Source organism: Streptomyces mirabilis, assembly GCF_039503195.1.
Lineage (GTDB): Bacteria > Actinomycetota > Actinomycetes > Streptomycetales > Streptomycetaceae > Streptomyces > Streptomyces mirabilis_D.
On record NZ_JBCJKP010000001.1, the window covers coordinates 155,720 to 169,858 of the forward strand.

Genomic DNA, 14,139 nt, shown 5'->3' on the forward strand with positions numbered 1-14,139 from the left:
GGGGCGGCAGGCTACACCCTGTTCGATCGAGAATAGACCTCGTCAGGCTGCAGGAGTTCAACAGGATTCGCCAGAAGCAGTTTACCGTCACTGGCGGGGCGCCTCGACTCTTACGATGCTCTGCCAGCTATCTGACTCAGAAGATCTTTGTACTCCGAGTGACCTCGCACATAGCGGCAATTCCCGCTCTTCGAGTCGACAACGACTCCGGGACTGCCACCGAACCTTGGCCTTCCATTCGGAGCCGGTGGATTCACGGTTATCTGGAACACGTAGAGACCAGACTCCGAAATTCCTCGAAAGAGAAATCCCCATTGCAATTCATCGTTTTCGGGAAGATTGCGGGATCCGAATTCTTGTGCAGCCAGCGTGGCGGCCTCCAGCGTGATCACCGCGCACCACCCCCCGTGCACATAAATTCCCAGTGATCCCAATCTGGGTCGGCGTATCCGCCTGCTTGCCCGTCAAGGAACTTCACGTTCCCTCCATGGTTCACCGCGTTGAAGAAGTGACCTATGTCCGAACCGTCTCGCCAGGCGAAGATAACTCCTCTTGATCCGTCGCCTGCCTTGATCAGCTCTTTGGCGATCCCAGCCACACCGGCCTCCTGATATCTGAACGTGCTTCCGAAGTGACCTTCCAGCTCCTCGGGGGCCAGGACGCCACTATCCCCAGTTGCTTCGTGGTGATAATGGCAGAAATCTGAAATGATCCAGCAAGGCGGATTTATAAGATCGGTTGCCGCCATCACACCGTCGGCTACGCCGGCCAAATGACTCAGGATGTTTGTGAGACCGAACTTCTTCACAGGGACCGGTTCTGGGCCCCTTTTGAAGGTGATCTTGGCCGTTGTGCTGTTCTGGGTCTGAGTGACTACCGCGGTCAAGGTGCCGGTTACACCCCCACTGTGCCATTGCTCGTGTAGGTCTTGGTGTAGCTCCAGTCCCAGCCGTTCCTGCTCTAGGTCCAGGACTCGGTACCACCGTTGCAGGAGCTCGAGGCACCGCCACACATGCCGTCGGGGCGGAGTCCGGTGGGGTCGGCGAGGGTAACGGGGGTGTTGTTGGCGTAGGCGTAGCCGTTGAGGGATTCGTGGTCGTCGGGGACGAGGACGGGGTCGGCGGAGAGGAAGCGTCCGGTGGCCGGGTCGTACTCGCTGGCGCCGATGTGGGTGAGGCCGGTGTCGGCGTCGGTGGGCTTGCCGAGGAAGCCCTTGTCGTCGGGCCAGGCCGGCGGTGTCGCGCCGCGGGTTTCGCCGAGAGGAGCTGTTGGCAAACTGGACGCTGGTAGACGGCGACTGGGACCTGGTGGCGAACAAGAGCGGGGCGACCCGGCTCGGCTTCAGCCTGTTGCTGAAGTTCTTCGAGATGGAGGGCCAGTTCCCTGATGTGCTTGAAGAGGTCCTGACAGCCGCGGTGGAGTACGTCGCCGATCTGGTGAAGGTCCCATCCACCGACTTCGCGAAGTACACGCTGGGCGGCCGGACTGCCGAGTACCACCGCAAGCAGATCCGCGAGGCCCTGGGGTTCCGGCCGTCGACGGTAGCGGACGAGCCCGCGGGGGCCGCTCCGTCGCCGTGGCGCGGAGCGGCCCCCGAGCTCATGGGCAGGCGTGTCAGAGGGTGAGGAGCACCTTGGTGGCGCGGCGCTCGTCCATGGCCTTGTAGCCCTCTGCCGCCTGCTCCAGGGGCAGGGTGAGGTCGAAGACCTTGCCGGGGTCGATCGTGCGGTCCCAGATGAGCTGGATCAGGTCGGGCAGGAACCGGACGCACTGTGCGCCGAGGGCCCCAGTACCCCGTGAGCGGAGGCCGTCGTCGCGGTGGCCAATGGGCAGTGAGCTCGGCGCAGCGCTTGCTTGTGCCGCAGATCTGCGTTGCCCCCTCGCCCTCCCACGGCCCCTTTCGGGCCTACCTCTCAGCCGGCCTTGGCTGGCTCGCCTCCACCCGGGCCCGGGTGGAGGCGAGCCTGTAGGAGGGACCCCGCCCAGCACCCGCAGCGCGTGCACGTGGCCTTCGAAGAAGGCTTCCTGGCCGACGGAGGCGAACACCCGGTAGACGGCCTTGCCCGAATACGACAGGCCGGCTGTGTTTCGGGGATCCCGACGAATCGCACGTGGTCCGCAGTCTGCCGTGAAGGCCGCCTGTATCCGAATCCAGTCGCCGCTTCATGGCCGGATGCGCATCCTGCTGGGATGCGCTTCTCCATCAACATCCCGAACTTCGGTGACTTCGCCGACCCCCGTAACGTCGCGACCGTTGCGGCTGCCGCCGAACAGGCCGGCTGGGACGGACTCTTCGTCTGGGACCACGTACTGCACCGGCAGCACCAGGAGCGTCCCTTCGGAGACCCCTGGATGCTGCTGACCGCGGCCGCGCTGGCGACCTCACGGATCCGACTGGGCACCCTGCTGACGCCGGTCCCCCGTTACCGTCCGCAGCAACTCGCCCGCCAGGTGGCCACCCTGGACCACCACAGCGGCGGCCGGGTGACCTTCGCCGCGGGTCTGGGCGGTCCGATCGAGGACGAATACCGCAGCTTCGGCGACACTGTCGAGCAACGCCTCCTCGCCGAGCGGCTGGACGAGGGACTGGAGTTGTTGGGGCGCTTCTGGTCCGGCGAGCCGGTGAACCACCACGGCCGGCACTACGAAGTCCGGGACGTGGCGCTGCTGCCCGCCATCGTGCAGCGGCCCGGTCCGCCGGTGTGGATCGGCGGGTTCTGGCCGCGCCGTGCGCCCATGCGGCGGGCAGCGCAGTGGGACGGCGCGGTGCCGCTCTTCGTTGGCGCTGTCGATGCGCGGCTCACCCCCGCCTGCGCGGGGAGGACTGGAGCTGCATGCGCTTGAGGACCGGGTTGTCCAGCTCACCCCCGCCTGCGCGGGGAGGACGCCGTGGCCGCGGACTGCACAACGTCAGTGGTCGGCTCACCCCCTGTCCACGGACAGTGGGACATCCGGGTGAGTGGACAGGTCAGCGATCCAGCGCACCTTCGGTGCGCGCCGGGGGCGTGGTAAATCCCGAGTGCGCGCCGGAGGTGCTTCTGTCCGCCCTGACCTGGGGTGATGCCGTTCGGAATCGTGGTGGTGTCCGTTCCGGACGAAACCGATATTTCTGTGATGCCGGCGAGCTCGCAGGTCAGCGTGGTGCTGGGGGCCGTCCACGGGAACCGTGGAGTGTTGCTGTGAGCACGTGCGTCAGAATTCCTGATTCACCCTGGCCCTCCCGGAACGGCGTACTCGACTGTTGGGCACGGGAGGGAGCAAGGCCGTGGACGTGCTGCACGAACGCTGCGTGGGCCTCGATATCAGCAAGAAGGACGCCAAGGCGTGTGTCCGTACCCCGAGCACGAAGCCGCGGGGGTCCTTCACGACCGAGACCACCACGTGGGGATCGACGACGAACGCGGTCCTCGCCCTGCGGGACCATCTGCTCGCCGCACGGGTGACGCTGGTGGTGATCGAGGCGACCTCGGACTACTGGAAGCCCTTCTACTACGTGCCGGCCGGCGAGTTGAACGTGATCCTCGTCAACGCACGGCAGGTCAAGAACCTACCCGGCCGCAAGACGGACGTCTCGGACGCGGCCTGGCTCGCCCAGCTCGGCGCCCACGGTCTGGTGAGGCCCTCCTTCGTGCCGCCCGAGCCGGTCCGCGAACTACGGGACCTCACACGCGCCCGGACCACCGCCACCCGTGAACGCAGCCGCGTGGTCCAGCGGCTGGAGAAACTGCTGGAGGACACCGGCATCAAACTCTCCGCGGTCGCCTCCGACATCATGGGCGTCTCCGGCCGCACCATGCTCGAAGCCCTCACCCGCGGTGAAGCCGACCCACAGGTCCTCGCGGACCTGGCAAAACGCAAGCTCCGCAACAAGATCCCCGAACTCACCGAGGCCCTGACCGGACGGTTCCGCGAGCACCACGCATTCCTGGCCCGCCTGCATCTGGACCAGTACGACCAGCTCACCACGATGATCGAGCAGCTCACCGAACGCATCGAGGAGGCAATGGCACCCTTTCGTGGCGCCCTCGACCTGCTCGACACCATCCCCGGGATCAACCGGGCCGTCGCCGAAGTGATCATCGCGGAGACCGGCGGCGACATGAACCGCTTCGCCACCGCCAAACACCTCGCTTCCTGGGCCGGGGTCTGCCCCGGCCACCACGAGTCCGCCGGCCGCACCAAAAACACCAAAGTCCGGCCCGGCAACCCCTACCTCAAGGGCGCCCTCGGCATCGCCGCGTTCGGCGCCGTGAAAACCAAAGACACCTATCTGCAGGCCCGTTACAAGCGCCTGACCGCCCGCCGCGGCCCGCTCAGGGCGCTGGTCGCCGTCGAGCACTCGATCATCACCGCGCTCTGGCACATGCTCACCGACAACGTGCCCTACCAGGAACTCGGCGCCACCTACTACACCCAACGCGACCCCGAACGCGCCACCCGCCGGGCCGTCAACCAGCTCAACCAACTCGGCTACACCGTCACCCTCAACCCGAGGGAGGCCGCCGCCTGACCGGCAGCCCAGACACCCGGCGGCCCGCCACGGTCACCGGGCGCACAATCCTACCCACACCCGCCCTGACCAGGATCTATTTACGCGTCAGATCCTTGCTGGGTTGATCTCCTTGTCCGGTATGACAATTCATCGCCCGCGCGGCTCAACGTTCCGGCGACTGGCCCGCGGCTATCACCGTGGGTGCGTTCTGCGTAGGGTGGCCGGGTGCCAGATGATCGGGAACTGCGGCCCCGGCCGATAGCCGAGTGGCGGGACGCCTTCGAGTTCGTGGAACAGGTGCGGCTGCGGCCCGGCATGTGGGTTCGTGGCGGCTCGCTGGAAGAGCTGAGCACGATGTTGTTCGGCTACTCAGTCGCCCTGCGGGTCCACGGAGTGGATGAGGAGTTCGCCTTCCATCCCTCCTCCGGACCGTTCGCCTCGTGGCTGAGTCGGGAGTACGGCCTGCCGATGGCCTTGGGCTGGGCCAGCGCGATTGAGCGGCATCTTCCCGACGAGCCGCCGCTGGACACGTTCTTCCGCCTGTTCGACGAGTTCCGGCAGCCCCTGGCTGGCCGGGTGACCGGAGGCAAAGGGACGTTCTGACGGCTGGTGGTTGATCACTCATGACGAAGCCAACGGAATGACCCCCTGACCGCTCGTGGCCTGGGTCAACCGCAGGCTGGAGCCCTCGGTCAGGACGATGTGGGCATGGTGCAGGAGCCGGTCGACGGCGGCGGTGGCCAGGGTCTTGGGCATGATCGAATCGAAGCCTGAGGGGTGCAGGTTCGAGGTGACGATCACCGACCGGCGTTCGTAGGCGGCGCCCCCGCCTACGCGGGGAGGCAGCGGCTCGACCAGCGGCGTTTCGACGGCGCCGCCCAGTCCTTCCGACATCCGGCTGCCGGGACCCGTTCTTCAGGGCTCCGGCAATGACTTGGCGGAATGACGTACGGAGTCGCCTGAGGCAGATGATGCTGCAGGCCAGCTCCAGGAGGCCTTGGTGGAGATCGGCGCGGCGTTCGTAGCGGGTCCGGAGTCGTTTGAACCGGTGGAGCCAGGCGAAGGTGCGCTCGACGACCCAGCGGGCTTTGCCCAGGCCGGAGCCGTGGGTGACGCCGCGGCGGGCGATGAGGGGCTTGATGCCGCGCTTCCACAGCAGTCGGCGGTACTTGAAAGGCAGGGGAACCGGACGTTCGCCGTCGACTTCATTTTGGGCTCTCATGACGCTACCGCGCCTTGCCGGTGCGACCTCCCCGTAGAAACGTTGTCGAGTCCGAAGGCCAATATGGGGGGAAACATGCCAGAGGGTTCTGCGAAGATCGAGTCATGGTCGCCGGCGATCGCCGCGGTGGGGGACGACCTGCCCGAACCGGCGGTCCACCGCGGCCAGTACGTCATCCCGCTGGGCGTGGACGACCAGGACTGGCTCCAGTTCCTCGGAATCAGTTACCACGTCGCTCCCAACATCGGGATTCCGGTCTCCACGACATCGTTCGGTCTGCGCGTCGTGGACGAGGAATTGGAGCTGACCTGCCAAATCTTCAACGAGACCGGAGAGCACGTCCAGGACCTCGTGGTGGAGAACCCGAAGCGGCCGTGGGGCGGCGACGCCGTGGGCGTGCCCCTGACACTCGACCGTTTCCCTGGGACGTCGCTGACGTTCCGGTTCAACTACCGCAACAGCGTGAACGTCCGTGACCTGATCCTCACCCTCGACTTCGGGGACGCCCTGGTGGTGGCGCTCAACCGCCGTTCCATCAACTTCACCCTGGCCCAGCGGCCGGTCGCGGACACCACCCTCAACCGCCGGGAGCGGGACCTGCCCGCCACGGACGCCGACACGCCGCTGCTGTACCTGCACGGCTACGAGGACCCGGACTCCGGCTACGAGACGCCGATCACCCGGGTGCCGCCGATCGCGCTGACCCCGGAGCGCATCGGCGCCGCGTGGCGCACCGCCAAGTCCACCGGCTGGTTCGACCCCGCGGTGTTCCCGAACATCGGCGGCGCGCAGGACGCGGCGGGGCTGGCCGGAGTGATGGCGGCGCTGGCGCCGCTGGACGAGACGACCGTGGTGAAACAACTGCTGTCCGGCGCACGCCTGGCGGTCCAGCGCGGGGTCACCGGGGAGTACGACTACCGCTTCCTGGACGTCCCGGCGCACTGCCACCCCGGGCTCGTCCTCGTCGAGAACTACCGGCTGACCGCCTATCCCGCCCGCTACGGGGCCGGCCGGGTGATCAAGACGTTCTCCCTGCTCCCGGGCGAGCGGACGAACATCCGGCTGAACACCTACAAGCGGTCCAGCAGTGCCCTCCAGCAGGCGTCGTCGATCCTGGACTCCACCAACAGCGAGACCGAGCAGGAGTTCACCAACAGCGTCAACCGGGAGCAGTCCACGCAGGAGAACGCCAGCAAGAACTTCGAGTACCGGGCGTCCGCCGAGGCCGAGGGACAGGCCACCTGGGGCTGGGGCAGCGCGAAGGCCAAGGTGAGCGGCGGCGTCTCCGGCGGCAACAACAGCGCCCGGGAGGAGTTCGCGAAGAACCTCACCAACGCGGTCAGCCAGAACGCCGCACGCGCGACCTCCCGCCGCGACATCCAGGTCGACACCAGCCTGGACACCAAGCTGGAGGAGGGCGAGGAGCAGGCGGTCGAACGGACCCTGGAGAACATCAACGTCAGCCGCACCCTCAACTTCGTCTTCCGCCAGATGAACCAGGAGTATGTGTCGCTGCTGCATCTGGTGGACGTGCGGGTGGCGTTCTTCAACGGTCACGCGGAATCCCGCGACGAGGTCCCGCTCGGCGAGCTCCGGCGCCTGCTGGAGGACTGCGTCCTGCCCGAGCGGGTCGACGCGGTGTACGAGAACCTGCTCGGGCAGCTGCGCGGGATCACCGACCACCGCGGCGAGACGCGGGCCGACTTCGTGGAGGTCGTCCGCGACGGCGACGACCCCGCCACCGCCTACGCCCGCGTCAACCCGGACGCGACCTCCTCCTACCCCTCGCCGGACGGGCGGACGCTGACGGTGCCCGGCGTGATCGTTGGCGCCGAGCAGCACGTACTGCGCACCGACGGCGTGGTGGTGGAGGCCTTCCTCGGCGAGGGCAACGGCCTGGACACCTACTCGACCGGCCTGCAGGAGCAGGAGGTACGCGCCAAGGAGGCGGCGAACCAGCTCCGCGAACTGGAGGCAGAACGGCTGCGGCTGGCGCTGAAGATCGTGTCGGACAACGACGAGCAGCGCATGCGGCTGTACCAGCAGATGTTCGTGCGCCCGCAGATCGTCAACCAGATCGACCACGCCGCGGTGACGGGAATGCCGGGCGCCGGCGTCCCGGGCGGCGCCGACGGCGACGGCACCCCGAGTGGGACGGACGGCATCCGTGTTCCATGAAACCGCGCGGGATCCGCGGTCCGATCGGGCGTTGCGGGCGCAGGCGGTGCTGCCGGGTACGGCGGGGGACGAGGTGAAGGTGCTCGACCCCGCTGCCCTGGGCGGCGAGGACAGGGTCCTGGCGGGCGCTTTGCCCCCCGCTCGCGGCATCACGGAGATCAAAGCCGATGTCGCGGAGCGGTACGGCGTGACCCTGAACGACGGCGACGGCCGGTGGACGGCGGCCGAGGCGACCCGGATCCTGGAACAGCTGGCTTGCGTTCCGGAATGGGACCTGGGGGTTCTGCGGGACTGCTGGATGTACCGGGAAGGCGATCTCTCCAGTCCCCTCGGCCGTGTCGAGGCCAACTCTCACTACAAGTGGAATGACGCCAAGGACGGCGAGAACGTCTATGGGTACACAGACGTCAAGCACATCCACTTCTACGACGCCGCCTTCGACAAACGAGTGTTCTTCGAAGCACGGGAGAACTTCCCCCTCCTGCACGAGCTGGGTCATCTGCGCGCCGAAGCGACCCTGGTGCGCGGGAACAGGAGAGCGTTCCTCGACGGCGTCGACCGGGTCCTCGCTCTCCACGGCGAGGCCGTCGCGCAGGCCGACCGGTTCGTGCCGACCGACGCGGACGCGCCGAAGGTGAGGGAATTCGTCCTACGGCTCCACGGGCGCTGGACGTCCAATTACGCGCGCCTCCGCGAGCACCTGGAATCGCTCCGGCGGGACTTCGACGACCTCTGGGCCTACACGGACGTCTTCGAACGCTACGGCGTCTCGCGTGACGAGATGGCCGGATGGGGACGCGTCGTCAACGGCGCCCGGAACGCGTGCGAGGACCTCGGCGGCTGGGCCTACGGGGTGGGCAAGGAGATCGACGAGGAGATCAAGGCCTACGGGGACCTACTGCTGGCGAAGGCCACCTTCGGCACCCCCGGTCTGCGCGCCCAGTGCCTGGGGTTCCTCAAGGTCTGCGACATGCTCTTCGCCGAGACGCCGAAGGTGCTGCGACAGGCCCTCGCGTACGGCGGATCCGCCCGGTACCTGGAGTACTTCCAGTGGGTGGTCCGGGCGTCCGGATTCAAGCCCTTCACGGAGTACTCCAAGGTGAACCGGGCCGAATGGTTCGCCGAGACGTATGAGCTGGCCGTCCTCGACCCCGGGGAGCTGGCGCGCCTGAGCGGGCCGATGGCCGAGTGGTTCGTCACCCGGCGGTTGGCGTTCCCCCTCCATCTCCACCCGTACACCGCCGACGACCTCCTGCCCCCCTGACGCGCGGCCCCGCGTTGCCGCGCTCGGACGCGACGCGGTGACCGTGTCGTCGACCGTGGCGGGGTGCCGGATGGCTTTCCGGTACCCCGCCGCTTCTGCGTTCCGGCTCGGCAGGATCCGCTAGGAGTGCTGTGACCGGACTTGAGACGACTACGCACCTCATTCTGAAACGGTCGCGCGGGCGTGGGTGAGCCGCGGAGTTCGTCGTCTATCTCCGTGAATTGCGAGTCCTCCCGCGCAGGCGGGGGTGAGCCGCGCGGGTTCTGGACGCCCGCGCGCTTCTGTCCTCCCCGCGCAGGCGGGGTTTGATGAGGATTCCTGAAATTGGTTCTGTCAGCGATCTCGTGAATCCCAAGGTGTTTTCGGCAGGATGATTCGGAGCCATCAGGGCGGCGAAATTGAGAGCCACTCCTCGACGCTCAAGCCTCCCGCCGGAGGTCGTGGCCGGCTTCTGGTCGCCACACACGCTGAGCTGAATGGCCGTCAAAGCCGAGCGGCTGTCCGTCGGGGCCGCAGGGGCAACTGGGCGGACTGGTCGCTCTAGCGAAAATTCAATCGGACGCCATTACTTGATCTTGAGGACGGTCCTAGCCTCGATCTTTCATGGCGGTCGGAGGGTTCGTCCGTCCGGCCGTTTTGGCTTGTCTGGGTGTTGGTGGGCAGGCCAGCGGCCCGGCTGTCGCGTCGGGTAGGCGCCGGGTTCCACAGCTCCGGAGGGGTGGTCCAGGCTCGTCGGGATGGTGGGATCTGCTGGTCAGCCGGGGTTCGGGAGGGCGTGGAGCCGTTCGGTCGCGTCAGTGATGAGGTCGGTCCAGGGCCAGTGGGCCGCGAATCTTAGGTACCGGCGGCGGGCGGTGGTGACGAGTTGGGCCGCGGCGGAGAAAAGCCGCAGGCGCAGGCGGCGGGGTTCCCATCTACGGGTTTGGCCGGTCAGGGCGAGCATCGGCATCCAGGCGAGCAGGTCGAGGGCGATCTGGACGATCTCCAGCCAGATCCGGTTCTGCGCACTGTCGTGGAAGGGGAGGTTGCGCAGGCCGGTGGCGCGGGCGGCGCGGATGCGGTCCTCGGCGCGGGCACGTTGGCGGTGCCGTAGCTCCAGTACGGCGATCGGCGTGTTGTTGGTGTTGGTGGCGAAGCAGGTCAGCCGCATCCCGTCGGCGTCGGTGAAGCGCAGCTGGGCGCCGGGATGCGGGCGTTCCTTGCGGACGATCAGCCGCATGCCCTTGGGCCAGTCCTTGAGCACATCTCCGTCCAGCTCGGCCACCCAGGCGCCGTCGTGGACCTCGCCGCCAGGCTCGACGGCCACCGTCCAGGCGGACGCGGGAACCTTGAGGACTGCCTGGTGGATGGCGTCGGTGACGGTCATCCCGACCGAGTACGACAGCCACCGGCCACGCTTCGTCAGCCAGGCCACGAACTCATGGGTGCCACCGCCCGAATCACAGCGGATCAGCGTCTGGCGTCCGCGCCGGTACTTCTTCGGCAGCTGGGCCAGCGCGAGCCCGGCGGTGGTGACGTGGTCGGCGGCGGTGTTACTGCCCGCGTTGCCCGGCCGCAGCAGGCCCGCGACCGGCTCTCCGCTGCCGCTCGCTCCGTGGTCGACGAAGCCCATCAGCGGGTGGTGCCCAAACGTCTTTTTCCACGTCGCGGCGGCGTCCTGCTTATCGGAGTGCGCAAGAACGAGCACCCCGTCCAGGTCGACGATCACCTGCCCGCCGCCATTCGGCGCCGAGACACCGGCCAACTTCCATACGTATTCACGGACCTCAGCGCGCGCCGAGCGGACTGCCACCAGGGCCTTGTCTCCCGCCGTGACGAGGGTGTCGATGAGACGGGAGACGGTCGGATCGGACGCCACCCGCCCAAACACGCCCGGTTCGGCCCGCACAATTCCCACGTCAGCGAGGCAGTCTCCGCCGAGTGCGACCGCGACTGCCACATCCAGCAGGACTTTGCCGGGATCGTGCACCGCACGGGGCTTGCGCCAGGGCGACAGCGCCGCCGATATCGCCTGGTCCAGCCCGGTCTTGCGGACCGTGTCGACCAGCAGCACGGCTCCCGCCTGCGAGACCACTGCCCCGCCGCCCTCGACGCGGTCACGCGGGTAGGACCCGATACGCTTTTTCACCTGGGAAGTGCCTCCGACGGTGGCGGGAACAAAGACCTCAGCAATCCTCATTCTCACTGGTCAGAGGCACTTTCTGCTTTCTTGATCAGTCGCCGGACAGCCCGCTTCGTGAAAGCGCGAGATTAGCGGGTACCGCGCGCTGTCTTCGGCGCAGGCCACCAGGCTGCGTTCCAGATCGGGGTCGCCGGTGAGCCGGTGAGCCGGGGGACGACGTCGGTGACCACGGAAACCTCGCCCCTCTCGATCGCCTGGTACCACGAGATCCAGGTCTCGATCTGTTCCCCGCTCATGCCCAGTCCCCATCGCCGCGCGAAGGCGTCCTCGAGGGTCTCGGGTTCGAAGCGGTAGGGCCGGCCGGTGGTTGCGGCGATCCTGGTGACTGCTTCGTCGAGGGTCAGGGCTTCGGGCCCGGTGATCTCAAGGGTCGCGCCGTCGTGCTCGGAGCGGGGACCCTCGTCGAGGGCGACGGCCGTGATCACGTCGGCGATGTCCTCGTGGGTGACGAAGGCGGCCCGGCCGGTGCTCGCGGGGCCGCTCACGACGAACTCCTCGTCGGCGAGGGCGGCCGGCGCCGAGGTGTAGAAGCCCGCCCGGAGCACTGTGTGGCGGATCCCGGCCCCTGCCAGGAACTGTTCGGTCAGCCACTGGTCGCGGGCGTTGGTGTAGGTGGCGGCGGGCGCTGCGCCGACGAGGGACACGTACAGGACGCGGTCCACGCCGACCGCGATCGCGGCCTCGACCACGGTGGCGTGTTCCTCCAGCCGGTGCCCCGTTCGGTGTCCGGAGACCAGGATGAGGGTCGACGCGCCTTCGAGCGCCTTGCGCATGGCGGAGGCGTCGGCGTAGGCGGCCGGACCGCGACGTTGGGCGCCGGGCAGTTCGGGCATGCGGTCGGGGCTGCGTCCGACGAGGAGTTGGGGAACTCCGTGGCCGGCGAGTCGGGCCGCGATCCGGCTGCCCAGCGCCCCGGTCACCCCGGTGACCGCCACCGTGGCATGGTTCTTGTCAGACATGGGTTTGCCTCCGTCCCGGGCCGCTGTCGATCGCGGAACCCCTGTTTCCGATTCGGTAAGCGGATGGCTTCTCAAGGCATGGACTCCCGCTTCAGTGCGGTGGTCCTGATCAGCACAGTGAGCGGTGGCCGTGAGGTGCCGCACCAAAACACTCATCCGGTCAGGTCCGGATCGTTGGGGTGGGGCTGCAGGGGCAGGCTTCCGAGGACCTTCTCACGCAACTCCGCCTCGTCGTCGGCGCGCCACACGCCGATGACACGATCCTCCCCGACTGGGCGCCACAGCCGGAACAAGTGACCTTCGGCGGCGAGCTCCTTGGCTCGCACAGCTTCGGCGGCGCGGCGCCGGTCGACTTCTGCTTGGTGGGTTCCCTCGGGCACACTGACGGTCAGCTCGACCAGGAACTCCTTCATGGTCTCTTCCTCTCTTGTTCCTTCGGGCTTGTTTCTTCGGGGGACGCAGGGCTTCGCGATCGTCTGCGAGGGGCCCTGAGGCTGCCGGAAGAGTCGGTTCTGTCCGCATGCAAACAGGCCGCTATGTGGAGTGCGCCTGCCGCCTGGAGGTCTAGGACTGCGTCTTCGGCCGGTGCGGTGGCGATCGGGTCGCGGCGACCGGTATGCCGGAGACCTGCCGTCCCTGGTATGCGTCCCGGCCGGAATGCCCATCCTTTGGGTCCCGGCCGATCCGGAGCTCGTCGCATCGGTCAACGACACTGCGAAAGTGCCCCTCGACCTGCAACACCACGGAGCACGCGCCGTCCAGGGTGCCGTCGTAGGGGTGGCCCAGCGCGTCGGGGCCCTTGCCGCCACGGTGTGGTGCATCTTCCGGACCGGCCAGGTGGTCAGCCGCCCACTGACTACCTTCGACTACTAAGCGGTGCGGTAGAACTCGGCCGCGGTGAAGGTGGCGGGGACGCCGAGTTCGGCGGCGACCGTGGTGATCGCGGTGTCTGCGGCGGCGAGGTCGGTTTGGCCGTCGGTGGTGAAATAGGGTGCGATGAACTTCTCGTAGTGCGCTCGAACTTCGTCCGCGGTGTGTCGGCCGAGGAAGGTCTGCATGTGCCGCACCGTGGTGTCGGGGTCGTTGTGGATCACCTGCAGGGCGCGCCGGTGGGCTCGTACTCCGCCTGGACCGCGGGGTCCTCCGGGTCGGTGTAGGTGGGGTCGACGGCCACGCCCACGGTGGGAATCTGGAAGTGGTCGCCGACAAAGGCGAGCAACTGCCAGCCGTGCTCGGCGGCGATCGCCTCCGGTGCCATGGTGTCGCCGACCACGGCGGCGTCGATACTCCCGTTGTGCAGCCGGCGCAGGTCCATGCTGTGGTCGCCGGGCCAGCGGACGATGCTCTGCACGTCGCGGTCCGGGTCGAGACCGGCCTGGCGCAGAATGATCCGGGTGAAGACCCCGGGGCCGGTGTGAGGAGGGGTTACCGCCAGCCGTTGGTCGGCCAGGTCGGCCAGGGAGGTCAGGCCGGAGCGGGCGAGGAACCAGAACAGCGGGCGGGCGGTGTTGACATTGAGCGCGACCCAGGGGATTCCATCGCCAAGTCGGGACAGCAGTGTCCGGCCGAGTCCGATGGCTGCGCCGCGGCGCAGCCGCTCCGCGTCCCAGGTGCAGCCGTCGCGCAGTGCGACGTGGACGCCCTCGTCGGCGTAGAAGTCATGCTGGTCGCGATGTAGGTGACCAGTTCCTCGTGCGGGCCCCGCCCGACGTAGGCTAGATCGATCGTGTGCATGAACGTCTTCCTTTGGGGTGACGATGTGCCGGATGCGGTCCGGCCGTTGGCCAGACCGGGACGCTATGGCCCCGTGCGCGCAGGACAACGGGTGCAGTACATGGCCAT

Annotated in this window: 12 protein-coding genes and 4 pseudogenes; 6 read left to right on the top strand and 10 right to left on the bottom strand. The window is 67.7% G+C overall.

Features of this window, described 5'->3' with window-relative positions; all coding sequences use genetic code 11:
• Positions 1-388: 388 nt before the first annotated feature.
• A complete protein-coding gene (locus AAFF41_RS00860; RefSeq protein ID WP_343323226.1) occupies positions 389-886 on the bottom strand; it encodes a toxin glutamine deamidase domain-containing protein in 498 nt (165 codons plus the stop codon).
• Between the two features lie 74 nt (positions 887-960).
• Positions 961-1,275 (bottom strand): RHS repeat-associated core domain-containing protein, encoded by a 315-nt coding sequence (locus tag AAFF41_RS00865; RefSeq protein ID WP_343323227.1) that lies wholly within the window; start codon positions 1,273-1,275, stop codon positions 961-963.
• On the opposite strand from AAFF41_RS00865, the gene AAFF41_RS00870 reads away from it, so the two are divergent.
• Positions 1,269-1,625 carry a DUF4158 domain-containing protein gene (locus tag AAFF41_RS00870; protein ID WP_319754669.1) on the top strand — a complete coding sequence of 119 codons (357 nt, stop codon included), beginning with the start codon at positions 1,269-1,271 and terminating at the stop codon, positions 1,623-1,625. The two genes, AAFF41_RS00865 and AAFF41_RS00870, sit on opposite strands and share 7 nt — an antisense overlap.
• Here AAFF41_RS00870 and AAFF41_RS00875 read toward each other — a convergent pair.
• Positions 1,615-1,764: pseudogene (locus tag AAFF41_RS00875) on the bottom strand (IMP dehydrogenase); the annotation flags it as partial. The gene AAFF41_RS00870 and the pseudogene AAFF41_RS00875 sit on opposite strands and share 11 nt — an antisense overlap.
• A gap of 426 nt (positions 1,765-2,190) precedes the next feature.
• Between AAFF41_RS00875 and AAFF41_RS00880 the strand changes: the two are divergent.
• The 3 genes and pseudogenes from AAFF41_RS00880 to AAFF41_RS00890 form a co-directional block, all read left to right on the top strand.
• Positions 2,191-2,787: pseudogene (locus AAFF41_RS00880) on the top strand (LLM class flavin-dependent oxidoreductase); the annotation flags it as partial.
• A 478-nt stretch (positions 2,788-3,265) separates the two neighbouring features.
• The gene (locus tag AAFF41_RS00885; RefSeq protein WP_343323228.1) at positions 3,266-4,510 is read left to right on the top strand and encodes an IS110 family RNA-guided transposase; all 1,245 of its coding nucleotides are present in this window, start codon (positions 3,266-3,268) and stop codon (positions 4,508-4,510) included.
• 270 nt (positions 4,511-4,780) lie between these two features.
• Positions 4,781-5,095 carry a hypothetical protein gene (locus AAFF41_RS00890; protein WP_343323229.1) on the top strand — a complete coding sequence of 105 codons (315 nt, stop codon included), beginning with the start codon at positions 4,781-4,783 and terminating at the stop codon, positions 5,093-5,095.
• Between the two features lie 18 nt (positions 5,096-5,113).
• On the opposite strand, the pseudogene AAFF41_RS00895 reads toward AAFF41_RS00890, so the two are convergent.
• Positions 5,114-5,314 (bottom strand): annotated as a pseudogene (locus AAFF41_RS00895) (ATP-binding protein); the annotation flags it as partial.
• A gap of 142 nt (positions 5,315-5,456) precedes the next feature.
• Positions 5,457-5,657: pseudogene (locus AAFF41_RS00900) on the bottom strand (transposase); the annotation flags it as partial.
• 132 nt (positions 5,658-5,789) lie between these two features.
• On the opposite strand from AAFF41_RS00900, the gene AAFF41_RS00905 reads away from it, so the two are divergent.
• Together AAFF41_RS00905 and AAFF41_RS00910 are read left to right on the top strand one after the other, a co-directional pair.
• Positions 5,790-7,892, top strand: coding sequence for a hypothetical protein (locus tag AAFF41_RS00905; protein ID WP_319754462.1), 2,103 nt, complete (start codon positions 5,790-5,792; stop codon positions 7,890-7,892).
• Positions 7,882-9,156: a hypothetical protein gene (locus AAFF41_RS00910; RefSeq protein ID WP_319754463.1), complete on the top strand. Its 1,275-nt coding sequence runs from the start codon at positions 7,882-7,884 to the stop codon at positions 9,154-9,156. Before AAFF41_RS00905 ends, AAFF41_RS00910 begins: the two co-directional genes overlap by 11 nt.
• A gap of 754 nt (positions 9,157-9,910) precedes the next feature.
• Here the strand turns inward: AAFF41_RS00910 and AAFF41_RS00915 are convergent.
• The 5 genes from AAFF41_RS00915 to AAFF41_RS00935 all read right to left on the bottom strand — a co-directional run bounded on the left by AAFF41_RS00915 (position 9,911) and on the right by AAFF41_RS00935 (position 14,119).
• Positions 9,911-11,284 (bottom strand): IS1380 family transposase, encoded by a 1,374-nt coding sequence (locus AAFF41_RS00915; protein WP_319754464.1) that lies wholly within the window; start codon positions 11,282-11,284, stop codon positions 9,911-9,913.
• Positions 11,285-11,406: 122 nt separating this feature from the next.
• The gene (locus tag AAFF41_RS00920) at positions 11,407-12,297 is read right to left on the bottom strand and encodes an NAD(P)H-binding protein (RefSeq protein ID WP_319754465.1); all 891 of its coding nucleotides are present in this window, start codon (positions 12,295-12,297) and stop codon (positions 11,407-11,409) included.
• 152 nt (positions 12,298-12,449) lie between these two features.
• Positions 12,450-12,710 carry a muconolactone Delta-isomerase family protein gene (locus AAFF41_RS00925; protein ID WP_343323230.1) on the bottom strand — a complete coding sequence of 87 codons (261 nt, stop codon included), beginning with the start codon at positions 12,708-12,710 and terminating at the stop codon, positions 12,450-12,452.
• A gap of 456 nt (positions 12,711-13,166) precedes the next feature.
• The gene (locus AAFF41_RS00930; RefSeq protein WP_343323231.1) at positions 13,167-13,391 is read right to left on the bottom strand and encodes a hypothetical protein; all 225 of its coding nucleotides are present in this window, start codon (positions 13,389-13,391) and stop codon (positions 13,167-13,169) included.
• Positions 13,388-14,119, bottom strand: a complete 732-nt coding sequence (locus AAFF41_RS00935; protein WP_343323232.1) for an ABC transporter substrate-binding protein — start codon at positions 14,117-14,119, stop codon at positions 13,388-13,390. The genes AAFF41_RS00930 and AAFF41_RS00935 overlap by 4 nt, the downstream gene beginning before the upstream one ends.
• Positions 14,120-14,139 lie beyond the last annotated feature (20 nt).

Bases quoted from the DNA above. Each gene is read 5' to 3' on its own strand.
- AAFF41_RS00905 (WP_319754462.1), top strand. From the start codon at position 5,790: ATGCCAGAGGGTTCTGCGAAGATCGAGTCATGGTCGCCGGCGATCGCC.
- AAFF41_RS00920 (WP_319754465.1), bottom strand. From the start codon at position 12,297: ATGTCTGACAAGAACCATGCCACGGTGGCGGTCACCGGGGTGACCGGG.
- AAFF41_RS00925 (WP_343323230.1), bottom strand. From the start codon at position 12,710: ATGAAGGAGTTCCTGGTCGAGCTGACCGTCAGTGTGCCCGAGGGAACC.